The sequence below is a fragment of the Candidatus Leptofilum sp. genome, assembly GCF_965223525.1.
Lineage (GTDB): Bacteria > Chloroflexota > Anaerolineae > Promineifilales > Promineifilaceae > Leptofilum.
This window is the reverse complement of record NZ_CBDCWX010000005.1, coordinates 1,100,436-1,124,600: the sequence shown is the minus strand read 5'-3', so window position 1 is coordinate 1,124,600 and position 24,165 is coordinate 1,100,436. Positions and strand designations below refer to the sequence as shown.

Genomic DNA, 24,165 nt, shown 5'->3' with positions numbered 1-24,165 from the left:
TTTTTGCGCGATGGCGATGGCGCGCGCTGGTTTGATGGCGAATCCTGGGCTGGGCCAGGCGAGACAGCGGGTCGCTGCGTGCTAGATTTGGTGCGCGATCCACAAGGCCGCATCTGGGTGGCGAGCCTGGAAAATAGCCTCAGTGACGGCGAACACCGCGTGCTGCGCTACGACCCCAGCAGCGGTTGGACGCAGCTTCCCCTCACAGACCCTGGCCAATTTTTCTCCTCCGACACCTGGATTAACTACGTTTCCGACCTGCACCTGGATGAAACAGGCATCATGTGGGCCAAAGCAGATCGCATCGGCGGCGCGTCGTCGCCGCCAGCAGGCTTGTACAGTTGGGAAAATGAGCAGTGGCAAACATTTGCCTTCGTGGCTGGCGATGATGTTAGCTTTGGCTTGGGGGATGAGATGTGGTTTTTGGCGTGGCAGGGGCTGGTTAGCCCCCATTGGCCAGAATATCATGGCCTGCTGCGCCACCGCAACGGCGAGATCACCCACGTTCCGATGAACATAGACGAGATACGCCCCGAAACGGTGCAGGCAGACAGAAACGGCCGTATCTGGTTCATCGGCGCAGACGGCACGTCCATCTGGACATATGTCGGTGATCAGTAATCGGTAAACCGTCATCAGTCATCACCAACCGATTACCGTTCACCGATTAGGGATTACGGATAACCGTTCACCGAAAACCGCAACATCACGCTTTCATCACGTTGGGGCGCTACACTAATTGCAAATACGATAGTGAGCAACGGATTTGATGAACAGCGAACGCCAATTTGAAGAAGAGAACTGGATATTGCACATTAGCTATGCCAATGCGGGTACGCGCAGCGAAGGGCAGCATGGCGACTTGCGCCACAACGGCCGTTCTCTGCAACCCACGCACGAAGGCCAGGAGTTAGACACGCCGCTGGGTCGCCTGAAATATTATCTGTATCCTGACAAGGCAGATTTTCCCTTTGCCATCACTGGCTGGAACTATGCCAACAACAAATTGATACGGCCGTCTACTTTCACACCACCGCCAGAACTAATGTCTGTTGAACAGGAGGCTCTAGTGCAAATCGTTCGCTCGTTTCGCAACTTTAATGAGCTATTCTATGCCATAGATCGTGGCTTTGAAAAAGAGGGCAAAGCAGATTTACAGCGGGAAAAAGGGCGAATTATTGAGGCAACGGCCGTTTTGCGTGAAGAAATCAAAGCGCGACTGCCGCTGCTAACCGCCGCCATCGCTGCCCAAAAAGATTTGAGCAATCGCCATCACCATTACCTAAACGAACTGACTTATCAATTCCCATTTTTAGAACAAAAATCAATTTGATCACAAGGAGAAAACAATGACCACCAAAACAATCCTCGTAACTGTAGACAAACCCACAGGCAAGGCAGCAGCCGCTGTCATGCAGGCTGAGTACGCTAAAAGCCTCACCCGCGCCTTTCGCAAAGCTGCCGAAGCACTCAATGAAGGCACTGAAATCACCGTCGAAATTAAAGTAGCCGCTGGCGAATATGACGGCGACCTCGGTTCTGGTGCTTACGAGTTGCCGCAATTTGATAATGTGGACGGCCGTCTCCACATCCTCGGCGGCTACAACAGCAGCTTCACCAACCGGGATCCATTCCACACCCCCAGCCAAATCATCACCATCCGCGAGCGCAGTGCCCCCATCTTCAAATTCGCCAAAAATTCCAAATTGGCGGCATTAGTCATAGATGGCCTGGTAATTGATACTGGCAACTCCAACAATTACGATGCCCAAACCAACAGCCTGATGGGGCACGGCTCCTGCACGCACCCATTCTTCAAATTGATGTACTTTGAGACAAATTTGCTCCAGTTTAGTAACTGCGTCTTCATGAACTCGCCCCACCGCATGATGGAACCGCTCATCCGCGCCGCCAGCGACGCCGCCGAAATTCGGTACGATAACTGCATCTTCCTCAACAACATCATTCCGATTAAGCTGGACAGCGCGCGCTTCCGCCACAAACCCGCTCGCATCGTCGTCAATCGGTGCAGCTTCCTGCTAAACTGGGCATTGAATCCAGATGTGAACACCAGCAATCCCGCCGCCCTGGAAATTGGTCCGGCCGATGCTGCCCATGAAATCCAGCTCACCAACAACCTCTTCTATACCAACTTTGGCGGCGCGATTTTGGCACTGAACCTGAAGATGCCGCCGCTGATTGTGAACAACAACAACTTCGTTGGCAACGGGCTGATGCACGGCCAGCCGTACACCGACGCCGTGGCCATGATTGTGGCCGCAGGCGGGCGCAAGCAGCCGCTGGACGTGGACGACATCGAGGATGTGCCGCACGTAGATGAGGCCGAAGGCAATGTTTCTATTGATCCTGGCTTGCCGCTGGCGGTGGGTAATGTACAAACAGTGGATGCCGATGCCATCCAGCCAGAAGCCAATTGGCAAAATGAAGTTCGCGCCATTTTGGGGCTAAATTTGGACGGTGGCCGGGTGGAAATTAACGATTTTGCCCCACGCCAAACGTACAACGCCCAACGGCCGCCTTTTGCCACCAATCCTGCCGCTGCCGCTTATGGCGCAGCACCTTTAGCAGAACCAGTTATGTAATTTGTATTTGGGTAATTGAGTAATTGCTCAGTCACCCAATTACCCAATTACTCACTTACCAAATATCATGAACAAACAGCCAAGCTTTCTATTTCCCATATTTCTATTGCTCGCCCTGCTAGCTGCCTGCACTGGCAGCGCAGCACCCACCCCACGGCCGTCTGACGATGACGATGATGGGGGTGCGAGAAACGGCCGTTACGACCTCACCACCAGCGAAGGCATTCACGAAGCGTATGAAGCCATCACCCGCGACAGAGTGGATGAAGGAGAGTACTGCTTCAAGCCCGTGCGCGACCTCAATGATGTAGCCATCGTGGGTACTTTTGCCTACGACTACGGCTGCATGTTTGAAGAAGCGATTGTCGTTGATGAAGTCGGCTCCGTTTCTGAAATGACCCAGCCCGCCCTGCTGCACAACGGCTGGGACGATCCCGCCAATCGGGAAGGATTGGCGCAAATCTGGGCAGAAGACGGACTCATGGCAGAATTTAGCGTCATTCGCAGAGAAAATGAGGATTTCCTGAAACCGGGAGCCTTGCCGTACTCAACACCCACCGTCACCACGCGCGATAGCGGCGACGTTGAAGTGACGATGTGGGTGCAGGAACCCGCCGGGATGCTGCCAGAAAACAGCTATCGCCACATGCAAATCGTCATTTCTGCCGAAGGTGAATTGGAATCTTACGAGCGGGGCGCACAGTTTACGGTGGAAATTGGACCCGCCATTGAAATTACGCCAGAACCAACGGCTACCCCCGAAGTAGAAGTTGGAGCAACCGCTACACCAGACACGATTGTAGAGGTTGAAGCAACCAAAATTCCAGAGCCAACGGCAACTTTGGTTCCTATCGCCACTGGCTTGCAACAAGATCAGCCCTGGATTGTGATGGCTAACTTCAACGGCATCTTTGCCGCCAACGGCGACGGCACGGCCATCACCCAGCTTTCAGATGATTTGGTGGCTTACGGCCAAAACAGTTTGCTGGCAGAAATCTCCCCAGATGGGCAATGGTTGGCGTATGTTACGGCCGTTGCCGAAGAACCCATCCTCAAACTAATTGAACTACGCAGCCAAACCGAGCGCACCATCACCCCGCTCATCAGCGACATCTCTGTGCCGCCAGATGCCCCGTTGGATTGCCTGGGCGTAGATGGGGACAGTGACCCCTGCCAAGCATATTACACCGTCGGGCCGATGGCTTGGTCGCCCAATGGCAGCCAGCTTGCCTTCATTGGCGCATACGACGGCCCCACCAGTGACCTGTACATCTACGACCTGGCAGATGACCAGGTGCGCCAGCTTACCGACGGCCCTGCCCACGCCGCCAATCCAATTTGGTCGCCGGACGGCCAGTACATTTTCCATCAGGGCATCTTGTTCAGCTTCGGCTCCGGCGTGGCCAAAGTGACCGCCGCTTGGTCAGCCCGTGCCGATGGCGGTGGCGTGGTGACCCTTCACGACGATCCGGAATCCAGTTGGGAAACGATTTTGGGCTGGCAGGGCGACCACACCATCCTCATCCATTCAGAAGAGTTCCCCTGCGCCAAAAATTTGCGGGCCATCAACGTGGCCACGGGCGAAACCATCTCGCTGTGGCCTCACACCTTTGGCGGCGAATACATCGCCTACGCGCCAACCAGTGAAACGATTTTGTTTAGCGATGGCTCGGTGGCGGGCTGTGGTGATGAGGATTTTGAAAATGATGGCGTCTTTTTCATTTCGCCAATTGATGGCAGTTTTTCGCCAGTTACGGCCGTATCCCCCCTCCACATCTCACCCCTCCATTGGGATCCATCACTAAGCGCATTCTACTATGAAACCCTGGACAGTTGGCTGCTCATCTTCCCGGAAGATGGCGGCAAAGTTTTCGGGCCAGAGGATGTGACCCTGCCCCCGGAGATATCGCTAAACTCTTACAGTTGGGGCATATACGCCTGGCACGACCGAGCCTCTGAACCAGAAGGATTGTGGCTTTATGATCGCAACAATCCAAACGTAGGCGTGCAGCTCATTGTGGAAGGAGAGGTGCGAAAGGTACAAATGGTGCCAGACACAACAACCTTGCTTTTCTTTGATGCAGAAAGCCCAGCCAACCTCTACGTGGCTGACGCACCAGATTTTGTACCAACGGCCGTCACCAACGGCGAACTACGCGGGCAGCATTGGGATACGCTACTGTTCTGGTCACCGGTGCCAACCAACTGATTCACCCTCACCCCAACCCTCTCCCTGCGAGGGGGAGCCAGTTCCCTCCCCTTTTGGGGGAGGGCTAGGGAGGGGGTTCCCCTCAATCACGCTTTCATCACGCACAATTCGTATCCTGAAAACAACTTGAAACAACAACTTGCTTTTCATGTAAAAGCCAAAAGGTATCTTGAATTAGATCGAGGGTAAATTTGGCTTTTACTTGGCAAACCATAGAACAATCGCCTTTCGTTTTTCAAAACATTTTCTCTGGTTTGCACAGGAGAAACCAGATGACTACAACCACACTTAGCAACGGTTCAAACGGCCGTTTCCTGCTCATCGGCGGGGCAGTTCCCGCCCTACTCATTGGCCTGGCACTGCTCATTGCCGGGCTGGCCTTCATCCCCGCCTCACAGCGTCCCACCAGTGGCGTTGCTGATTTGGGGCCAGGCTTCGCCTTCTTCTTCACCCTCATTTTGCTGCCAGCAGCCATCGTTGTGCTGGGTTTGGCAATCATGTCGCGGCTACCGATACGGCCGTTGGCGCTCGTCGGCGGGTATGGCAATTTGCTGCTGGGCATTGGCTGGGTAGCACTGGCGTTGGCCATTGGTGCACGTGACCAGCAGTGGCTGGCTGGCATCATGGCCGCACTGCCGGGCAGCTTATTTATCTTCACCGGGCTGACCGGTTTGGCAGGCTGGGTGCAGCGCGGGATGCACGTTCCTGGCTGGTCGCTGGTTTCTACCGTGACGATTGGCCTGCTGGTGGTTGCCGCTGGGTTGGGGCTGGTGAGCGGCATTTTGTCGCGCAGCAGTCGTGTGGTTTTGGCAGAGGCGGGCAGCACGCCGGTACGCGATGTTGTTTGGCAGCCGTCGTCTGGCTTGCTGCTGAGTGGGGATGAAGACGGCCGTCTCCAACAATGGTCTGGGCAAACGGCCACGGTCATCACCCAATTTGAGGAGCGGATTGTCTCATTGGCCATCTCTCCGCAGGAAACGGCGCTGGGGGTGAGCCTGCCAGAGAAGTTGCTGCTGGTCGATCCAGCCGATGGCAGCGTGCTGCAAACGCTGACTCTACCTATGGACACAACAGCCTACACCCTGCACTGGTCACCCGATGGACAAACCATTGCCGCCGATATTGGCAACAAAATCATCCAGCTTTTTGCAGCCGACACCGGTGCAGCACTGCACACGCTGCAAACTGACGCGGGCGGCGTGGGACAAGATTTAGCCTGGTCGCCTAGCAGCAGCAAAGTCGCTTACGCTGTCGGCGGGGGCTACATCATCATTTGGGATGCACAAACGGGGAAAGAAGTGGCCAATTGGCGGCCAAACGGCCGTATGGACAGCCTGGCCTGGTCGCCCGATGGCAGCAAAATTGCCTACTATCACATCACCTCCATCAACATTTTGGACGCGACCACCGGGGAACTGCTAGAGACGTTCGACAGCCCAGCAAAAAGTGATTTACGCTACCTTATCTGGTCGCCGGACGGTAGTAAGCTGGCCGGGGGGTCAGATGATGGCGAGGTGGTGGTGCTGGATGCGGAGAACGGCCGTTCCCTCGTCAACCGCTCCGAGCATGAAAAGATGATCTACAGCCTCGCTTGGTCACCAGATGGCACCCAATTAGCCGGCAGCAGCCGGGACGGGCAGCTGCTTGTGTGGCAAATTCGCTAAACTGGAGGGGTGTTTTGTGACAGTCATTTTTGCGAAATGACTGTCACATTTTGTTGTTACGCCCGTGACTTCAAACCTGAGCCAACCTCTGATCAACTTACGGTCAAAGCAGATTTAATAAAGTTCTTAACGCCGCTTCCACCCCGCAAACGCAACCAAATTGCCTCTTGCCCAGGCGTAAAAACCAACTCTATCTGAAAAAAAGCACAACATTGTCGCTCTGCTAGTGAGAAAGCTATCACTTCTTGAGCAATTTCTTCTGTGCCAGGAAAGCGAAAAGCGTAGCCATCATTCAGTTCGTGTTCTTCTTCTACAAGATGCCACAATGACGCAAAAATGCTCTGTCGTCGGTTCACCAACGCCTCATCTGTTAGGTCACAAGCGATGGGAATGTCTGTTATTGGCATATCAATTGGTACGGTCATGCTGTCTCCATTATCTGAGTAAGCTACCTACAAACTATTTGGTGCCTTTACGGCCGTAATCTGAGATTACTGTTTGGTTTTGGGATAGCTCAGAGATTACTTGCGCTTTTAGAAACTGTCATGCCTGTCTTCGCAGGCATGACAACTGTAATCATTTGCTGTAATGATGTGAGCTATCCCCGGATTTCACTAGCGGTTTGGCTTCACGGCCGTAATTCGCGCACTAAAAATTTGGGCTGAGCCAACGTGCGGTTCCACATCTGCTAATTCCAGACCAACCTCTTCTTTGTTTTGGATGGAAACTTGCGTGAAGCCCGCGCCGCGCATCCAGGCGGCCATATCTGCCACATCCTCCGCGCCAGTGATGCAGCCTGCCCAGGCAGACATATCGGCTCGCTCTTGCGCGGTGAATTTGCCTCGCGTCACCATGTCAGACACGGCCAGTCGCCCGCCCGGTTTGAGTACCCGGAACGCTTCTTTGAATACAGCCGTTTTGTCCGGGCTCAAATTGATCACGCAGTTAGAAATAATCACGTCCACGCTGTCGTCAGCTGCCGGCAATGCTTCAATCTGCCCCTGGCGAAACTCCACATGCTCTACACCCAGCTTGGCCTTGTTGCGATTTGCTTTTTCCAGCATCGCCGGCGTCATGTCCACGCCAATGACCTGCCCGGTTGGCCCTACGCGCTCTGCCGCCAAAAAGCAGTCAATGCCGCCGCCAGAGCCTAAATCTAGCACCGTTTGGCCCGGTTCCAGGCTGGCAATGGCAATGGGATCGCCACAGCCAAGCGAAAGTCCGGTAACATCTGCAGGCAGTTGGCTCACGTCCACATCGTACAGGTCGCTGCCACAATAATCTGTGTCAGACGCTGGATCGCAGCAGCTTGCGGTATCGTTGAGTACTTTGAGCTCCGGCTGGAAGTCTTGGGCGATACGGCCGTATTTATCCTGCACTGCCTCATGAATTTCTTCGTTCGTACGTGTTTTTGTTGTCATCATTCACCTCACATTGATATTTGTCTATATGTCTGGGTAAAAAATTTTCCCTTGCAAAAGGGAGCCTACTGAACGGCTATATTAGAAATGCTCACTTGAGGGGCGTATTTTTGCATCAGAATGCCGCAGCAAGAGGCAACCGCATCCTGATTTAGGGAGTAAAAGATTTGCTTGCCTTCGCGCCGGGTGTGCACCAGCCCAGCGTCGCGCAAAATGGCCAGATGATGCGACACCGTCGGCTGCGATACGCCGCCCAACTGATCAACCACGTCACTCACGCACAGCCATTGGCAACAGAGGTGATTCATGATTTTTTGTCGGGTTTCGTCGGCAATTGCTTTGCCAAAGGTAATTGGGTCTATCATCGTCTCGCCATCATATCGAAGATCGTCAATATGATGGCATTATAAACGATGATTTAATTTTGTCAAACGGCCGTTTCCCCCGTTTGACTTAACCATTTGCCACCGCTAGAATCCGCCATCTACCTCTAAAAAGCGAGAGAGCAAGATGCGGATTGTTGTTGATGCAATGGGAAGTGACGAGCATCCAGCCCCAGACGTGGCCGGAGCGGTAAACGCTGCCCGCGAATTTGGCGACACGATTATTTTGGTGGGGGACGAGGCTCAAATCAAAGCACGGCTGGCCGTCCAAAATAGCAGCGGCCTGTCGTTGGAGATTGTTCATGCCAACCAAGCCATCACAATGGAAGACAAGCCATCCAAAATTGTAAAAAGTAAGCCCAACTCCTCTATGCACATGGGGCTGTCGCTGGTAAAGGATGGGCAGGCAGATGCGTTTGTCTCAGCAGGCAATACGGGGGCTATTTTGGCCGTGGCTATGCTGCGCCGGGTGGGGCTGGGGCGCATTCCGGGCATCAAGCGGCCTGCGCTCGGTGTCATCTTCCCCACTAAGCATCGGCCTTTGCTCATTGATAACGGTGCCAACACCGACTGCCGCCCCGACTATTTGCTGCAATTTGGCATTATGGGCAGCCTGTACGTGGAGCGGGTACTCAAAATAAAAAATCCGCGCGTGGCCCTTATTTCTAATGGCGAAGAAGAGGGCAAAGGGAATGAGTTGATCAAAGAGACCATTCCACTGCTGGAAGCAAGTGGCCTCAACTATGTGGGCAACATTGAACCAAAGCAGTTTATGCAAAACGCGGCCGAAGTGGGCGTGGTGGATGGCTTTACTGGTAATTTAATTATGAAAACGGCCGAATCCATCGCCAGCTATATGTCCGGCATTATCCGTGAGGAGCTAACAGCAAACCCAATCTCGATGCTGGGTGGGCTGCTAACGCGCTCAGCTTTCAAGCGCGTGCGTGCCCATCTGGACCCAGATGAGGTAGGTGGTGCGCCACTGTTGGGGGTGAACGGGGTTGTAATTGTTGCCCACGGCCGTTCCAATGCGTACGCTATCAAGCAGGCCATCGGGCAAGCCCGGCGCGTGGCAGAGAATCATGTGGTCGAGGCAATTACGACTGGAATTTCCGGTGATCGATAAACAGTTATCGGTAATCCGTAATCGGTGATCGGCAAACCAACTGATTACCGACTCACTGAATACGGATTACTGATCACCGAAAACGAGCAGATAACCATGAATAACCAATTTCTGGATGCCAAAGGCAGACCGCGTATTGTTATTACGGGCATCGGCGTGATGAGCCCGCTAGGACACACCATGGAAGAGAGCTGGGACAGTTTATTAAACGGCCGTTCCGGCATTGGCCCCATCACCAACTTCGATGCCTCAGGACTACCTTCTCGCATTGCTGGCGAGGTCAAAGAATTTGTTGCCAAAAAGTATATGGATTTCAAAGAAGCGCGACGCATGTCCCGCGCCTCGCAGCTTGCCGTTGCGGCTGCCCGCATGGCACTAGATGATGCTGGCCTGCCAGAACCTGTGCCCAACCCGGAGCGGGTCGGCACGCTGGTGGGCACAGGTGTGGGCGGCTTTGAAGTGGCCGATGAAAACCTGAAAATTCTGCGGAGCAAAGGGTTCAGCCGCGTCAGCCCCTTTGCCATGACGGGCTTTTTGCCCAACATGCCCAGCCACCACGTTAGTTTGCTGGCCAAAGCGTTGGGGCCAATTAGTACGGTAACTGCCGCCTGCGCTACTGGCACCCAGGCAATTGGCGAAGCAATGGAACTGATCCGCAGCGGCCGGGCCGACATGATGATCACCGGCGGCGTGGAGGGGCTGATCCACGAAGCTGCCATTGCCGGATTTGGAGCCATGCGCGCCCTCTCCACAGGCTTCAACGATACGCCAGAAAAAGCAAGCCGCCCCTTCGACAAAGACCGGGATGGCTTTGTACTAAGCGAAGGCGCAGGCGTACTCATCATCGAGCGGCTAGATCACGCCCTAGCACGCAACGCCTGCATCTACGCAGAGCTAAAAGGGTACGCGGCCTCCGCCGATGCCTACCACGTAGCCCAGCCAGACCCAGAAGCGGCTGGGGCTGTACGCGCCATGCAGTGGACGGTGCAGGATGCCTGCCTCCAGCCAGACGATGTGGATTACATCAACGCCCACGGCACCTCCACGCCGATGAATGATTCTTCGGAGACATTTGCGGTGAAGACGGTGTTTGGCGAACGGGCCTATGAGGTACCCATCAGCAGCAGCAAGTCAGTGCTTGGCCACGCTATGGGCGGCGCGGGAGCCATCGAAGCCATCTTTTGCGCGCTGGCACTCAATCAGAGCATCATTCCCCCCACCTGGAACTACGAAACGCCAGACCCAGAATGCGATCTGGATTACGTGGCAAATGGCCCTCGTTCTGCCCCTTTGCAGGTGGCAATGTCTAATTCGTTTGGCCTGGGCGGGCAAAATGCCTGTTTGGTTTTGGGCAAATATGATAAAAATGTGTAAATTTTGTTATGGTTATTTTAAGAGACGATCAACGAATTGCTCGGCTAAAGCGCGCTAGCCAGATTACCAGCTTCTTGGGCATGGGTATCTTGCTGGCGGGTATGCTCATTCTTTTTCTGCCGGATGCCACCAATTTGATTTTTTACCAGTTGGTGGCTCTGTTTTTTGGCTGGATGTTGTCCCAGATTGGCATTTATTTGGGCAACCGGTATGTGCGTGACCCTCGGCCAGATGAGTTGCTGGATGAGGTGCTAAGAAAGGTGGCGCGGAACGGCCGTATCTATCATTACCTCCTCCCCGCTTCCCACGTGTTGCTCATCCCCTCTGGCATTATCATCTTTGTTACCAAATACCAAAGCGGTTCCATTACCGTGGATGGTGACAAATGGAAACAGACCGGATTGGGGCTGCGTCGCTTTTTCTCCCAGGAACGGCTCGGCAATCCCTCGCGTGAAGCAGAACTGAGTGTTGAAGCCATCGCCAGCTATTTGAACAAAAATGCACCCTCTGTTGAAGAAGTTCCCATTGGTGCCATGATTGTGTTTACCGCCAAAGGGAATAAAAATCTTGACCTCAAGAAATCAACCATCCCCGCCATGCACTACACCAAAATAAAAGGGTACTTGCGGCAGCAAAGACGAGAAAAACCCATATCGGAAGAAGATTTTGCCGCCATCCAGGCCGCCTTCGATAAAAAAGCCGCGCATCTTCTCGACGAACCTGAGTTTGTTGAGGCTGAGGTGTAAATCGCACGGTTCCTATGGAAATTGCGCCCAATATCCATTGGCTAGAGACAAGCAGCAACGTGTATCTGATTATTGATGCGCCACATGTGGTGCTGGTTGATACCGGTACGCCGCGGCAGCAAGACAAGATTTTTACAAAATTACGCCAGTTGAGCCACCAGCCAACCGACCTGACCCATATTCTTATTACCCATGCAGACATTGATCACGTTGGTAGTTTGGCAGCTCTTTACAATACGTCGGGGGCTCAAATTATGGCTGGGGCGGCTTCAGCACAGCTTATCAGTCAAGGAAAATCACCTCAGCACATGCCCATGCTTGTTCAATGGATCATTGATACGTTTATGAAGTACGGTGCGGTACCGCAGGAAAAAATCTCTGTATTCAAAGATGGGGAGACGCTACCATTTCTGGGTGGTTTGCAGGTGTTAGCAACGCCAGGCCACACGCTGGATCATTTTTCGTTTTTTAGCCCCACAGCTGGTGTACTGTTTGCTGGTGATGCCATTGACACGCGAAACGGCCGTATCAACCTCACTCGCCCAGCCATCACTGCCGATAAAACGGCCGCACGCCATTCTGCCATCCGCCTACTAGAACTTTCTCCCGCCGTTATCGCCACCGGTCACGGCTCACCATCCACCAATCACACCTCAGATCAAATCATGCAACTTTTTAATACCCTACGCCAGGAGTAAGAAAAATCATGACATTATCCAGTCGCACTATATTAGATCAAGATTTAGCACAACTAAAAGACAACATTATACGCCTTAGCAGTGCTGCTGATGAAAGCATCGAACGCGCCATGCTTGCCCTGCAAAACCGCGACGTGGCGCTCGCCAATCAAGTCGTAGCCGACGATGAAACCATTAACCAGATTCGGTTCGAGGTCGAAGAGAAAGCATTGCAAATTTTGGCCACGCAAGCCCCTGCTGCCTCAGACCTACGCACGGTCATTGCCGCCATTCACCTGGCTATCGAGCTAGAACGGATTGGCGACCATGCCTCAGGCATTGCCCGATTAGTGGAGCGTATGGAAGGGGAAGACGAAATAGATACGCTTCACAAGCTGCCCAAAATGGCCAAACGCGCCCGCGATATGATTCGGCAAGGGATTGATGCGTTCATCCAGGCTGATCCAGAACTTGCACTGAACATGATCAAGCGAGACGACAAAATAGACCGACAATACAACAAGCTGTTCCGCGAATCGCTAGAAGAGATGAAAGAAGACGCCTACATTCGCCGTGCCACGTTCTTACTGTGGGTTGGGCACAATTTGGAACGAATTGGTGATCGCGCCACAAACATTGCCGAACGCGTCATCTTTATGTGCACTGGTGAATTTGTAGAAACCCCAACCACGCTGGATGCGTGAGCTGCGTAATCTTTGGAAAAAACCTGCAAACTTCTTGGCCGTTACTTGATTGCCACACACTTGGTAATTTGAGCATGACACCAAGCCTAGAATTTGAAAGCAACTGTCTGGTTGACAACTATAAGCATTGCCAATAGAATTTTGAACCACTATATGAGCAAATCACCCTGGTAAATATTTGGAAGAGGAAGTGATAGTTGCCCAAAATCAATATAAATCAAGCTAAATGACCAAAGCAGCCACCTAATTTTGTTAACAGCGCAAGCCTTTTTGCGTTGGTTTTATCCGTTGTGTAAGTAGATGTTTGCAATTCTGCAAACAGATACATTACCCATAATTTTCCGTAAGGAGGAGAATTACATGAAACGTTTGAGTTGGTTAACCTTATTGATGTTGTTGCTGACCATGGTGCTCGTTGCCTGTGGTGGCAGTGGTGATGATGCCGAACCAGAAGCAGATTCTGGGGACACCGCTGCTGATTCTGGCGATGAGGCTATGGACGAAGAAGACGAAGCAATGGATGAAGAGATGATGGAAGAGCTCGTCTGTGAGGATGCCGTTGGCTGTGTTGAGATTGCTCCTGGCGATCCCATCCGGGTAGCTTCTGCTCTGGTTATCACTGGGCCAAACGAATCGCTCGGTTTAGATTCGCAATACGGTGTAGAAATCGCTATTGCTGACCGTGGCGAAATCAATGGCCATTCCATTGAGCTGCAAACCGAAGATGATGGCTGTAACGCTGAAGGCGGTCAGGCAGCTGGGCAGAAGATCGCCTCCGATCCATCCATTGTTGGGGTTATTGGCACAAGCTGTTCCGGTGCTGGTGTACCCATGTCTCAAATTGTGTGCGCGGAAAGTATCGCCATGATCTCTCCATCCAACACAGCGCCCGTACTGACTGACCCAGAAACACGCCAATCCTGCTACTTCCGCACCGCCCACAATGACAAGATTCAGGGTCGGGCGATGGCTGAGTACGTATTTAACGAATTGGGCTTGACTCAAGCGGCCATTGTACATGATGGTGACCCCTACACCGAAGGTTTGGCTTCTGTATTCCGCGATGCGTTCACTGAATTGGGCGGCGAGGTTGTTGCCTTTGAAGCAGAAGCAGCCGATGCAACCAACGTTGAACCGCTGTTGACCTCTATCGCAGCGGCCGGGCCAGAGATCATCTACTACCCGGTATTCATTCCATTAGGCTCCCTAATCACCAAAACCGCTCAGGAAATTGATGGCCTAGAAGGTATTGTGTTGGCAGCCGCCGACGGTGTGCAATCCCCAGACTTCCTTGATGCCTCTGGTGACGCAGCTACCGGTATGTATGTTTCCGGGCCAGATTTGGGCTTTGGCAACGACATCTACACCGCCTTCCTGGAAACTTACCAGGCAGAGTATGGCACAGAACCGACGGCTCCATTCCACGCCCACGCTTATGACGCTACCAACATGCTGTTGAATGCTATTGAAGCAGTTGCACAGGTTGGCGAGGATGGCACGATGTTAATCGGCCGTCAGGCACTGCTAGACGCTTTGACCGCTACCGATGGTATGGCAGGTATCACCGGCACCATCTCCTGTGATGAGAATGGCGACTGTGCAGATCCACAAATCGCCGTGAGCCAAGTTCAAGACGGCTCCTTCAACGCAGTCTGGAATTACGAAAACGAGTAATCGTTAATCACTGTGAAGCCCAGCTTGGTTATCAAGCTGGGCTTCATTTTTAAGACGACATCTGGCAGATTTTATGCCTGTTAGCTGCTCGTTTACAGTTTGTATACGTTTTATTCTAGACAGCCTGTGATACAACTCACAGGCTGTTTGCTAAATGTAAGGAAGAAGGGGACGCAATCTTGAAAAGATTTAACTACATTGACCTCGTTCTTTGGTTTTTTCGTATTGGCATTATCGGCATTGTGGTCTGGGGCATGTTTGGTAAATTTATTCTCGGCGTGGGAAATAATTACACCATTTCCGATTGGCTCGATTTCTTTGTGTCCGGTTTGTCACAGGGAAGCTTGTATGCCTTAATCGCTTTAGGCTACACCATGGTATATGGTGTGCTTTTTATGATTAACTTTGCTCACGGCGAATTTTTTATGGCTGGAGCCATGTCTTCAACTGTCCTGGTTGCCCTACCGCTTGAAAATGCTGGCCTTACTGCCCGGTACCCAATATTAAGCCTTTTAGCCATTTTTATAAGCTCTATCCTAATGTCAATGGGGGTGGCAGTGTTAACAGAGCGCGTGGCTTACCGTCCGCTGCGTAATGCTCCCCGGCTTGTGCCGCTCATCACTGCAATTGGCGCTTCCTTCTTCTGGCAATATTATTTCCGTGGACTTTATGGTTCCTCTCTTATTCCCTTTCCAGAGTTTGCACTGTTTGATGGCAAGGTTGAGTTCCTGGGCTTGGATTTCCAAAAGGCAGACATTGCTGTAATTGTCACTTCTTTGTTAGTGATGCTTGGCTTGCAGCAGTTTGTACAGCGCACCAAAACAGGCCGTGCCATTCGTGCTGTGGCCGAGAACAAGGATGCCGCCACGCTTATGGGAATTGATGTGAATCGTACGATTACGATTACGTTCATGGTGGGGGCAGCGATGGCTGGCGTTGCTGGCGTACTCTATTCAATTGTTTTCAGGCAACTAAATTTTATTATGGGTTTCATTCCCGGCATCAAGGCGTTTACGGCCGCTGTGCTGGGCGGCATTGGCAGTATCCCCGGCGCGGCACTGGGCGGGCTATTTTTAGGTGTAATTGAAGCGATTGGCCCACCGCTGTTTTTAGAGGGCTTGGGGGTTGCCGGTTCGCATCAGCTTAAAGATGTGATCGCCTTTACCATGTTGGTTTTGGTTCTCATCTTCCGTCCACAAGGCATTATTGGTGAGCGGCTATCGGAGAAGAAAGCATAATGAACGAGCAACTGCGAAGAACCGTAAACATGGGATTGATTGCCGGGGCTGTTACTTTAAGCTTGGGCATGATTGGCATTATTGATGCGTTTAATCAGCGTTTTGTTATTACAGATTTGATTACCCTGGGTCAATTGCTGTTGTTTGGCATGCCCTTGATTGCTGGCTTTTTAGTAATATCCCGGCTGGAAGCAGACGCTTTTGGCAGCAGGCTACTACATGGTGGTGTGGCTGGCATTTTGACCGGGGTTCCCATTTTTGTCCTTTTGCTAATTACGCTGATTTGGGAAACCATCAGAGATTCATTCATCAATGTGAAACCTGATTTGATTGCGATTTTTACTTTAAATAATGAAAACGTGGTGGTCGGTGGTTTGCTGTTGATGCTGGTTTTTGGTGGGCTGGGGCTTGTGGGGGTTGGTCTGGCGTTATTACCCAACCGATTTAGACGGCCGCTTTTCATGGGTCTGGCGTGGAGCGTTGGCTGTGGCATTATGTCTGACATTTTGATTGGTGTTTTGCGCCCGCGCTTGAGCAATGACGCGCTTCGGAGCTTATTTGGCAGCACAGGGTTGAAGTGGGTACCGTTTGTGGTGCTGTTTGTGGTGCTAACGGCCGTTTTCTTTTGGTGGCAGCAAAGTGGGCAAACTCGCTACCAAACCATGCGCCAAAACTTTACCCCCAATCAACAAAAAAACAGCCGCCGCATTAGCATCTCGCTGCTTATAATCTTTTTGTTGATTTTGCCCTCTTTGCTAGGAGTCTACCTGAGTGAAATCTTCAACGAAGTCGGCCGTTTTGTTTTGATGGGCTTGGGCTTGAACATCGCCATTGGGCTGGCCGGTCTGCTAGACTTAGGCTATGTCACCAACTTTGCCGTGGGCGCCTACATCATGGCATTACTCACCTCCAACAGCGATTTTGGCGTGGCCGAACCGTGGACATTTTGGCTGGCGGTGCCCATCTGCGTGGTGGCCGCCATGTTTACCGGCTTTGTGCTGGCTCTGCCCGTATTAAAAATGCGCGGCGATTATCTGGCCATTGCCACCCTGGGCTTTGGCGAAATCATTCGTGTACTGGCTCGGTCAGACGCGCTCAAGCCATTTATTGGAGGCGCACAGGGCATTTTGCAAATTCCCGCTGCCAAAATTAGCGGCTTTTTAGCGCAAGCAATGGGGGTGGTACTAGACCCGATCAACAACTTTTTAGGGCGGTTTGAGCTAGGCATCTTGGCAACCAATGGCGAAGGCGAAATTATCTTTGGGAATCCGCCACAGCTATATTACCTGTTCATTCTGGCCTCACTGCTCATGCTGTTCGTGTCGCGGCGGTTGAACAACTCGCGGACGGGACGGCGCTGGATGGCCATCCGAGAAGATGAGGATGTGGCCGCAGCAATGGGCATTAACACGACCAATGCGAAAGTGCTGGCCTTTACGCTGAGTGCCGCCTCTGGCGGATTGGCTGGGGCTATCTTTGCCGCCAAACTTGGTTCCATTTTCCCTACCAGCTTTGAGCTGCTCATCTCGGTGAACGTGTTGAGTTTGATTATTGTGGGTGGCTTGGGCAGTATCCCTGGCGTGATTGTGGGGGCATTTGCCCTGGTGGGCATTCCGCAGTTACTGAGCGAATTTGCCGAGTTCCGCTTGCTGCTGTATGGCATTGCCCTCATTGTGATGATGTTGGTACGGCCGGAAGGGTTATGGCCCTCAGAAGTACATCGGCGTGAAATTCAGGGGAACGGGGATGACGAAACGGCCGTTCCCGTCACCGCTAAATCGTAGGTGAAAATCATGAGTGACAACATCCTTGTAGCAAACCAAGTAGTAAAGCGATTTGGCGGGCTTGTAGCCACCGACCATTTTGATTTTGTCCTGCCTAAAGGCATGATTGCTAGCATCATTGGCCCCAACGGCGCAGGGAAAACGACCTTTTTCAACTGCCTCACCGGTTTTTACCAAATTGATGAAGGTACGCTTGCATTCAACGGGCAATCGGTTGTGGGGCTAGAATCGCACGAAATCACCCAAATGGGCATTTCCCGGACTTTCCAGAATATTCGCCTGTTTAACAATATGACCGTACTGGAAAACATTATGGTAGGCCAAGAACCGCACCTGAAATCCACCTGGATTGGTGCGCTGCTGGGCTTGCCCAGCGTGCGCCGCGAAGAAGAAAATACGGTGCGTCGCGCCCAGGAACTGCTGGAATTTGTCGGTTTGAAGGGCATGGGGGATTCGCTAGCAAAAAATTTGCCATATGGCGACCAACGGCGATTGGAAATTGCCCGCGCTTTGGGCGCGCGCCCCAAACTGCTGCTGCTAGACGAACCCACCGCCGGGATGAATCCCCGCGAAACGGCCGAAACCACAGATTTCATCAGGCGGCTGCGAGACGAGCTAGAGATTACCGTCTTGATGATTGAGCACGACATGAAGGTGGTCATGGGGATATCAGAAAAAGTGACGGTGCTGGATTACGGCCGTAAAATTGCCGAAGGTCTGCCCCATGAAATCCAAAGCAATCCGGTAGTTATTGAAGCCTATTTGGGCAAAGGGGCTACGGCCGCCTTAACCGCCACAGAACCACAAGCATAGTTAGAGAGAAACCTTATGCCACTACTTGAAGTTAACGATGTCCATGCCTACTATGGAAACATCCACGCCCTCAAAGGCGTCAGTCTCAACGTAGAAGATGGGGAAATTGTCACCCTCATCGGCGGGAATGGCGCAGGCAAAACCACCACGCTTCGCACCATCAGCGGGTTAATGACCCCACGCGGCGGCAATGTCATCTTTGACGGCGAAGATGTGTCCACGCAGCCTGCCCACGCCTGGGTTTCCAGGGGCATTGCCATGGTACCAGAAGGGCGCGGCGTGTTTGCCAAACTCACCGTAGAAGAAAACCTGGAGATGGGCGCTTTTCATCGCAACGACAAGGAAAATATCAAGGGCGACATTGAAAAATCGTATGAGATGTTCCCTCGCTTGGGGGAACGGCGCACCCAATTGGCTGGCACTATGTCTGGTGGCGAGCAACAGATGCTAGCCGTAACGCGGGCACTGATGTCCAAACCGCGTTTGCTGCTCATGGATGAGCCATCCATGGGGCTAGCCCCAGTATTGGTAGATGTCATTTTTGAGGCGATTGAGCGGATCAACGAAGACGGCATGACCATTTTGCTGGTAGAGCAAAATGCACATATGGCGCTACAAATTGCCAACCGTGGCTATGTGCTGCAAACGGGCGAGATTGTTCTTACCGATAAGGCTAATGTGCTGCAAAAAGACCCCACCGTGCAAAAAGCGTATTTGGGGATTGAGTAAGCGTTAAATTTTTTTGGCCACAGAGTACACAGAGATTTTTGAGAACGCTCCTTGCCTCTATTTTCTTTGTGATCTCTGTGGCTTTTAGTTTTTATGGATGTAAGACGTCGTTGGCTATTTTTATGTTTGGGGTTGCTATGGTTGGTAATTGGTTGCCAAACCGATCCGATTCAGTGTGAGGATGCGTTGGGCTGTGCAGTGGTGCGCCCGGGCAGCCCCATTCAGCTTGTCACCCTGCTGCCCACCTCTGGCGAAACGGCCGTTTGGGGGCAAGAACTAACACGCGGCATCAATTTGGCACTTTCTAACCGGGGTGGGGAACTGCTAGACCACAACATCGAACTGCTCTTGCTGGATTCTGGTTGCGACCCAGACGTGGGTCTAGAAGCAGTCCAAACGCTTGATGAAGAATCGGATCTAGTGGGGATTATTGGCCCGGCTTGCTCTGATGTGGCGACGGCCGTTTTGCCCACTGTGCGTCGTAACGATTGGCTGCTCATCTCCCCTGCCAGCACCGCCCCCAGCCTGACGGCAAATGCACCCAATCTAGCCTTCTTCCGCACCATCCCCAGCCATCTGCACCAGGCAACCGTGGCTGCCCATTTTGCTTATGAAGAACTGGGGGTGCGGGAAACGGCCGTTTTCTTTGACAGTTCCGAATTTAACAGCCTCCTGGCACAGCAATTCGCTGAAACCTTCACGCAGCTAGGCGGTAACGTGATCTACCGGGGAACGCTAACGCTTGGCCAACCTGATGTGGCCAACTTGCTTACCGAAGCGGCCGATAGCTCCCCGGAACTGATTTACCTGGCCCTTTTTGAGCCAGAAGGAACCCTCATTGTCAATCAGCTAGCAAACAACAATAGCTTGAATCGCTCAGTTCTGCTGGGTAGCGACAGCTTGCGAACCACGCAATTTGCCGGACAGCTTGGGGATTTCTCTACCACAATTTATGTGACTGGCCCGTCACTGTCAGGGTCGGCCTACGACAATTTTGAGGCGGCCTGGGTGAATCGGTACGAAACGCTGCCCACTAATGCGGCTCCAGCGTACGCTTACGATGCAACGCAGCTCCTTTTAACCGCTATTGAAGAGGTGGCTATTGCCGGGCAGAACGGCTCACTCATTATTGGTCGGGAGGCGTTGCGCCAGCATTTGACCACGCTGGAACTGGCCGGGCTTACGGGCAACTTACGCTGCACCCCCACCGGAGATTGTGCCGCCTCAACGTACGGTGTGTATGAGTTGGATACGGCCGTACGCACCGACGCCTTTTGGCCGCCGCCTCTCATTTGGCAATTTGACGGGTAGGGGCGAGGCAGTTGGGAAACAACCTTACGTCCAACTGCCTCGCCCATTCAAAAAGGAGACCCCCATGAAAATGCGTATTCTTTCCGCACAGGACGTTCGCCGTGCCCTGCCAATGGCCGAAGCAATTGAGGGGATGAAGCAAGCCTTTGCCCAGCTTTCTACCGGGCAAGCCGTCGTGCCGCTACGCGGTCGGGTGGATGTGGCCTCGCAAGACGGCACCACGCTGGTGATGCCCGCATTTTTAGCCCAAAGCAATGATTTGGCAGTAAAAGTAGTTTCTATTTTTCCCAAGAACAATGCGCGGGGCGAACCGACAATTTATGCGGCCGTTCTGGTGCTGGATGCAGAAACAGGACGTCCACTGGCGCTGATGGAAGGCGGCACCCTCACCGCCATTCGCACGGGCGCGGGGTCTGGTGCGGCGACAGATTTGCTGGCGCGACCCAATGCCAGCGTCGTGGCGATTTTAGGCAGCGGGGTGCAGGCGCGCACCCAGCTAGAGGCAGTCTGCACCGTGCGAAACATTGAGGAAGTGCGCGTGTACAGCCCCACGCATGAAAATGCGGTTACCTTTGCAAGGGAGATGCGGGGCGTCGGCCCTGTTCCTGACACGATTCGGATCATGAGTAATGCGGAAACGGCCGTGCGCAACGCAGAGATCATTTGCACCGCCACCACCAGCAACCAGCCCGTTTTCAACGGCAAAGATGTGGCTACCGGTACCCACATCAACGGCGTCGGCTCCTACACCCCCGCCATGCAAGAAGTGGATGCCGAAACCGTCCAACGCGCCCTCGTCGTGGTAGATGAGCGCGAAGCCGCCTGGGAAGAAGCGGGCGACCTCATCCAGCCGCTACAAGCTGGCCTCATTACCCAAGATCACATCCACGCCGAGCTAGGCGAAATTGTCGCTGGCCTCAAGCCAGGCCGCACCGACCCACAGCAAATTACCTTCTTCAAATCGGTCGGCAACGCCGCCCAAGACGCCATCTCCGGCCGCATCGCCCTGGCCAACGCCATCGCGCACAACCTGGGCACAGAAGCGAATTTGTAAAGTTATACGGCTTGCGGATACCGATTTTGCACACGCAAGCAACTAAGATAGTTCGTGCAAAGTTTGCCATCATAAACAACATTTTCGTGAATCAACCCTGCTACACAGACCAAAACGGCCGTCCTAACAACAACTTAAAGCTGACGTGCTAAAAGAAACGGCCGCTCACGGCATCCACTAACATCACATCTATCGCCTAAGATCCTTGTGTTGAGTTGAGATCAGTTCCCTGATTTATTTTCATTCTGATCTATAAAAACCTCGCCTAACGGGGCTTGCGACTGACCTGTCGGCAGGTTAGGTAAAGCCAACGTTAGAACCAACCAAACGGTAGCCTTATACGATGAAAAAACTATGGTGAATATTCTAAATCCAAAACGGCCACCCTAACAAAGGCTTAAAGCTGACGCGCCAAAGGAAACGAGCGCGCAGCTTAAGCGACTGAACGGCGGACATAATTGGATCAGTTTTACTTTTCATACTATCTAATTCGTTTAAATCACCAATTATCTGGCTATTCAAATTTTGAAAATAAAGGTTTCTAGGTTTTATCAAGAAAGATTTTCTAACAAAATTTTGGAGGGAAAATGTATATTATTCGAAAGTCGCTGTTATTATGTTTTGTATTTCTATTGATTCTTGCTCCTATAATCAATGCAGAGGAAACTGAAATCAGTTTAGTTTCAGATGCCCCTACTTCTTGGCAAATTCCAAAAGATGAAGCCCCCGAGCCTTTAATTTTAAAGCTCTTAAACAACACATCTGAGGAGCAAAAGTTAACAATCAATTTAGAAGAACTTCAGATTTTTAATAATTCTGATAATGAACTTCCAAATGATGAGATTTTTGCATTTGAAAGCGAATTGACAATCTCCGCTTCTGGAATATCAATCATTGAATTAACCATCGTTGAGGATTTTGATGTCACCCAATTAAGATCAGGTACGTATAAAGGATATCTGAGTGTCGGCGTAGAAGAGGGGGGTGTTCTTCATCACTTGATAACTATAAATGTTAGAGATCACAAGCTTTCCAACCCAGAACCTCTTGTGTCAACTTGGACAATCAGGAGTTATAGGCTTTGGCCAAGTTATGAGATGATACAGGATTATGAGATGATACAGGATAATACTTGGCTTATTAGGAATCTCACCAATCAATTGCCAGTTAAGACATCTGAAACTCCCTTTAACATTCCTGATGGCTCAATAGGAACACTCTCAACTGATTGGGGAGGATCGGTTGATATCTCGGTATCTAATAATCCTAATAATGCCGATACCCTTCTATTGAATTTTGAAGAGCCAACGAATGTTGGCACATATTCAGGAAAAATAGATATTCTTCCTTTAGATGACAAAAAGGGCGAAGTGACGGTTACTTTAATAAGGAAGGATAGTGTTTGGCTTCCAACTCTCGTAATATTGTTTGGAATAATACTCGCTGTTGGATTTCAAATATATATTGATAGCCACCGAGAAAAACGCTTACTAACTTCAGAGTCAAGTCGAATCTTTAAGGATCTTGACGCAAAAAAAGGTGATTCAACGGAATTTAGCTATGCAGACGATCTCACAATATATACAACTTCATTAAATAGCAGCTTAGATGAATTGAGGAATGATCGCTGGAATAAGATCAATACGAAAAGTGAATTATTCAAATCATTAAAAAGCAAATTTAAAAAACTAATTTTTCTTAATAAAAATTGGCAAAAATTCTTAGATAATGTTAAAGATATTAAGGCTTATTTGGAGTCTATGGATAATGATTTGAATAAAGTGCCTCAATGGATGAGAACAAAATATAAAAATAAACATCCTCAATTTGCCATAGATTCGAAGAGGCTGATTGAAGCAAGAAAAATTGATATTAAAGTTTTTGGTGAAAAAACATTAACCTTTTTTGATCAAAGGAAAAAGGAATTTCCAAATTATTATCAAATTGCGAGAGCAAGAGATTTGTTTTCAGAATGGCTAAGTTTATGCGAAAAGCTGGATGAAGCCTATAAAAAATTAAAAGAAATAAGAGATAATAATCAAGGTAAATTTACTACTGAATTAGATAAGATTGAAATCGAAATTAACCAAATTTTAGACTTGCTTTGGGAAACAGATTTAATTGATGAGGAAGTTAATCTCAAGACAATGATAAATAAATGGTGGACTACATTTTCTAAGTTGCGGGACTTGGAAAGCATATCAAATCCTAGTGTGCCTTCGCCAAATTTTCAAATGCCTCCGGAAATAAATTTCAAGGATCGCCTTGAATTATTCCCTCAAGTAAAGGATATTGACCTCGGATATCCCTTCTTAAAAAATTGGGTTATGACAAGAGATATTAGGATATTATTTGAATCTGTTGATCAAAAACCTATTGAAAAAATAGAGGAAGCAAATTATGAAGAAATGGAGACAGCAATTCTTAGGGAAGTGGAAGCAACAGACACAATAATTGTAATTGTATTAGCGATAATATCAATTCTCGCAGGATTGACAGTCTTATATATTGATAAACCATTTGGAACACTTTTTGATTATCTTAAATCTATAATGTGGGGAACTTCTTCTATAGCCTTACTAAAACCATTATTAACGACTATCACAGGATTTAGAAATCGTAGCGTTGTTGTTCAAAGTTTGTTAAAGGATTAAA

General features: G+C 51.0%; 21 protein-coding genes. 18 read left to right on the top strand and 3 right to left on the bottom strand.

Annotated elements, in window-relative coordinates; all coding sequences use genetic code 11:
- The first annotated feature begins 3 nt into the window (after nt 1-3).
- From ACOQPM_RS10310 to ACOQPM_RS10290, 5 genes are all read left to right on the top strand, one after another.
- Nucleotides 4-621: a hypothetical protein gene (locus ACOQPM_RS10310; protein WP_420629175.1), complete on the top strand. Its 618-nt coding sequence runs from the start codon at nt 4-6 to the stop codon at nt 619-621.
- 148 nt (nt 622-769) lie between these two features.
- A complete protein-coding gene (locus ACOQPM_RS10305; protein WP_420629174.1) occupies nt 770-1,333 on the top strand; it encodes a hypothetical protein in 564 nt (187 codons plus the stop codon).
- 16 nt (nt 1,334-1,349) lie between these two features.
- Nucleotides 1,350-2,603, top strand: a complete 1,254-nt coding sequence (locus tag ACOQPM_RS10300) for a hypothetical protein (RefSeq protein WP_420629173.1) — start codon at nt 1,350-1,352, stop codon at nt 2,601-2,603.
- A gap of 67 nt (nt 2,604-2,670) precedes the next feature.
- Nucleotides 2,671-4,812: a TolB family protein gene (locus ACOQPM_RS10295; protein ID WP_420629172.1), complete on the top strand. Its 2,142-nt coding sequence runs from the start codon at nt 2,671-2,673 to the stop codon at nt 4,810-4,812.
- A gap of 272 nt (nt 4,813-5,084) precedes the next feature.
- Nucleotides 5,085-6,476 carry a WD40 repeat domain-containing protein gene (locus ACOQPM_RS10290; protein WP_420629171.1) on the top strand — a complete coding sequence of 464 codons (1,392 nt, stop codon included), beginning with the start codon at nt 5,085-5,087 and terminating at the stop codon, nt 6,474-6,476.
- A gap of 92 nt (nt 6,477-6,568) precedes the next feature.
- On the opposite strand, the gene ACOQPM_RS10285 is transcribed toward ACOQPM_RS10290, so the two are convergent.
- From ACOQPM_RS10285 to ACOQPM_RS10275, 3 genes are all read right to left on the bottom strand, one after another.
- The gene (locus ACOQPM_RS10285) at nt 6,569-6,901 is read right to left on the bottom strand and encodes a hypothetical protein (protein ID WP_420629170.1); all 333 of its coding nucleotides are present in this window, start codon (nt 6,899-6,901) and stop codon (nt 6,569-6,571) included.
- A 189-nt stretch (nt 6,902-7,090) separates the two neighbouring features.
- Nucleotides 7,091-7,900 carry an arsenite methyltransferase gene (gene arsM / locus ACOQPM_RS10280; protein ID WP_420629169.1) on the bottom strand — a complete coding sequence of 270 codons (810 nt, stop codon included), beginning with the start codon at nt 7,898-7,900 and terminating at the stop codon, nt 7,091-7,093.
- Nucleotides 7,901-7,962: 62 nt separating this feature from the next.
- Nucleotides 7,963-8,262, bottom strand: a complete 300-nt coding sequence (locus ACOQPM_RS10275; RefSeq protein ID WP_420629168.1) for an ArsR/SmtB family transcription factor — start codon at nt 8,260-8,262, stop codon at nt 7,963-7,965.
- A gap of 145 nt (nt 8,263-8,407) precedes the next feature.
- Here ACOQPM_RS10275 and plsX point away from each other — a divergent pair, with 145 nt between their 5' ends.
- From plsX to ACOQPM_RS10210, 13 genes are all read left to right on the top strand, one after another.
- The gene (gene plsX / locus ACOQPM_RS10270) at nt 8,408-9,406 is read left to right on the top strand and encodes a phosphate acyltransferase PlsX (RefSeq protein ID WP_420629167.1); all 999 of its coding nucleotides are present in this window, start codon (nt 8,408-8,410) and stop codon (nt 9,404-9,406) included.
- A 96-nt stretch (nt 9,407-9,502) separates the two neighbouring features.
- Entirely contained in the window at nt 9,503-10,780 is a 1,278-nt protein-coding gene (gene fabF / locus ACOQPM_RS10265; RefSeq protein WP_420629166.1) for a beta-ketoacyl-ACP synthase II, read from the top strand.
- An 8-nt stretch (nt 10,781-10,788) separates the two neighbouring features.
- Entirely contained in the window at nt 10,789-11,526 is a 738-nt protein-coding gene (locus ACOQPM_RS10260) for a nuclease-related domain-containing protein (RefSeq protein WP_420629165.1), read from the top strand.
- A gap of 14 nt (nt 11,527-11,540) precedes the next feature.
- Nucleotides 11,541-12,224 (top strand): MBL fold metallo-hydrolase, encoded by a 684-nt coding sequence (locus tag ACOQPM_RS10255; protein ID WP_420629164.1) that lies wholly within the window; start codon nt 11,541-11,543, stop codon nt 12,222-12,224.
- 8 nt (nt 12,225-12,232) lie between these two features.
- Nucleotides 12,233-12,907 (top strand): phosphate signaling complex protein PhoU, encoded by a 675-nt coding sequence (gene phoU, locus ACOQPM_RS10250; protein WP_420629163.1) that lies wholly within the window; start codon nt 12,233-12,235, stop codon nt 12,905-12,907.
- Nucleotides 12,908-13,267: 360 nt separating this feature from the next.
- A complete protein-coding gene (locus ACOQPM_RS10245) occupies nt 13,268-14,581 on the top strand; it encodes a branched-chain amino acid ABC transporter substrate-binding protein (RefSeq protein WP_420629162.1) in 1,314 nt (437 codons plus the stop codon).
- A 179-nt stretch (nt 14,582-14,760) separates the two neighbouring features.
- Nucleotides 14,761-15,819: a branched-chain amino acid ABC transporter permease gene (locus tag ACOQPM_RS10240; protein ID WP_420629161.1), complete on the top strand. Its 1,059-nt coding sequence runs from the start codon at nt 14,761-14,763 to the stop codon at nt 15,817-15,819.
- The gene (locus tag ACOQPM_RS10235) at nt 15,819-17,603 is read left to right on the top strand and encodes a branched-chain amino acid ABC transporter permease (protein WP_420629160.1); all 1,785 of its coding nucleotides are present in this window, start codon (nt 15,819-15,821) and stop codon (nt 17,601-17,603) included. Before ACOQPM_RS10240 ends, ACOQPM_RS10235 begins: the two co-directional genes overlap by 1 nt.
- Nucleotides 17,604-17,612: 9 nt before the next feature.
- Nucleotides 17,613-18,416 (top strand): ABC transporter ATP-binding protein, encoded by an 804-nt coding sequence (locus tag ACOQPM_RS10230; protein WP_420629159.1) that lies wholly within the window; start codon nt 17,613-17,615, stop codon nt 18,414-18,416.
- Between the two features lie 15 nt (nt 18,417-18,431).
- Complete coding sequence (locus tag ACOQPM_RS10225) at nt 18,432-19,145, top strand: ABC transporter ATP-binding protein (protein WP_420629158.1); 714 nt, start codon at nt 18,432-18,434, stop codon at nt 19,143-19,145.
- A gap of 93 nt (nt 19,146-19,238) precedes the next feature.
- Nucleotides 19,239-20,456, top strand: coding sequence for a branched-chain amino acid ABC transporter substrate-binding protein (locus ACOQPM_RS10220; RefSeq protein ID WP_420629157.1), 1,218 nt, complete (start codon nt 19,239-19,241; stop codon nt 20,454-20,456).
- 64 nt (nt 20,457-20,520) lie between these two features.
- Nucleotides 20,521-21,510, top strand: a complete 990-nt coding sequence (locus ACOQPM_RS10215; protein ID WP_420629156.1) for an ornithine cyclodeaminase family protein — start codon at nt 20,521-20,523, stop codon at nt 21,508-21,510.
- 587 nt (nt 21,511-22,097) lie between these two features.
- Nucleotides 22,098-24,164 carry a hypothetical protein gene (locus tag ACOQPM_RS10210; protein WP_420629155.1) on the top strand — a complete coding sequence of 689 codons (2,067 nt, stop codon included), beginning with the start codon at nt 22,098-22,100 and terminating at the stop codon, nt 24,162-24,164.
- The last annotated feature ends 1 nt before the right edge of the window (nt 24,165 follow it).

What these genes read in the sequence shown, in the direction of transcription:
- ACOQPM_RS10295 (WP_420629172.1), top strand. Translation starts at nt 2,671, where the DNA reads ATGAACAAACAGCCAAGCTTTCTATTTCCCATATTTCTATTGCTCGCC.
- ACOQPM_RS10225 (WP_420629158.1), top strand. Translation starts at nt 18,432, where the DNA reads ATGCCACTACTTGAAGTTAACGATGTCCATGCCTACTATGGAAACATC.
- plsX (WP_420629167.1), top strand. Translation starts at nt 8,408, where the DNA reads ATGCGGATTGTTGTTGATGCAATGGGAAGTGACGAGCATCCAGCCCCA.
- arsM (WP_420629169.1), bottom strand. Translation starts at nt 7,900, where the DNA reads ATGATGACAACAAAAACACGTACGAACGAAGAAATTCATGAGGCAGTG.
- ACOQPM_RS10235 (WP_420629160.1), top strand. Translation starts at nt 15,819, where the DNA reads ATGAACGAGCAACTGCGAAGAACCGTAAACATGGGATTGATTGCCGGG.
- fabF (WP_420629166.1), top strand. Translation starts at nt 9,503, where the DNA reads ATGAATAACCAATTTCTGGATGCCAAAGGCAGACCGCGTATTGTTATT.
- ACOQPM_RS10305 (WP_420629174.1), top strand. Translation starts at nt 770, where the DNA reads ATGAACAGCGAACGCCAATTTGAAGAAGAGAACTGGATATTGCACATT.
- ACOQPM_RS10255 (WP_420629164.1), top strand. Translation starts at nt 11,541, where the DNA reads ATGGAAATTGCGCCCAATATCCATTGGCTAGAGACAAGCAGCAACGTG.
- phoU (WP_420629163.1), top strand. Translation starts at nt 12,233, where the DNA reads ATGACATTATCCAGTCGCACTATATTAGATCAAGATTTAGCACAACTA.
- ACOQPM_RS10210 (WP_420629155.1), top strand. Translation starts at nt 22,098, where the DNA reads ATGTATATTATTCGAAAGTCGCTGTTATTATGTTTTGTATTTCTATTG.
- ACOQPM_RS10245 (WP_420629162.1), top strand. Translation starts at nt 13,268, where the DNA reads ATGAAACGTTTGAGTTGGTTAACCTTATTGATGTTGTTGCTGACCATG.
- ACOQPM_RS10275 (WP_420629168.1), bottom strand. Translation starts at nt 8,262, where the DNA reads ATGATAGACCCAATTACCTTTGGCAAAGCAATTGCCGACGAAACCCGA.
- ACOQPM_RS10300 (WP_420629173.1), top strand. Translation starts at nt 1,350, where the DNA reads ATGACCACCAAAACAATCCTCGTAACTGTAGACAAACCCACAGGCAAG.
- ACOQPM_RS10220 (WP_420629157.1), top strand. Translation starts at nt 19,239, where the DNA reads ATGGATGTAAGACGTCGTTGGCTATTTTTATGTTTGGGGTTGCTATGG.
- ACOQPM_RS10215 (WP_420629156.1), top strand. Translation starts at nt 20,521, where the DNA reads ATGAAAATGCGTATTCTTTCCGCACAGGACGTTCGCCGTGCCCTGCCA.
- ACOQPM_RS10290 (WP_420629171.1), top strand. Translation starts at nt 5,085, where the DNA reads ATGACTACAACCACACTTAGCAACGGTTCAAACGGCCGTTTCCTGCTC.
- ACOQPM_RS10260 (WP_420629165.1), top strand. Translation starts at nt 10,789, where the DNA reads ATGGTTATTTTAAGAGACGATCAACGAATTGCTCGGCTAAAGCGCGCT.
- ACOQPM_RS10230 (WP_420629159.1), top strand. Translation starts at nt 17,613, where the DNA reads ATGAGTGACAACATCCTTGTAGCAAACCAAGTAGTAAAGCGATTTGGC.
- ACOQPM_RS10285 (WP_420629170.1), bottom strand. Translation starts at nt 6,901, where the DNA reads ATGACCGTACCAATTGATATGCCAATAACAGACATTCCCATCGCTTGT.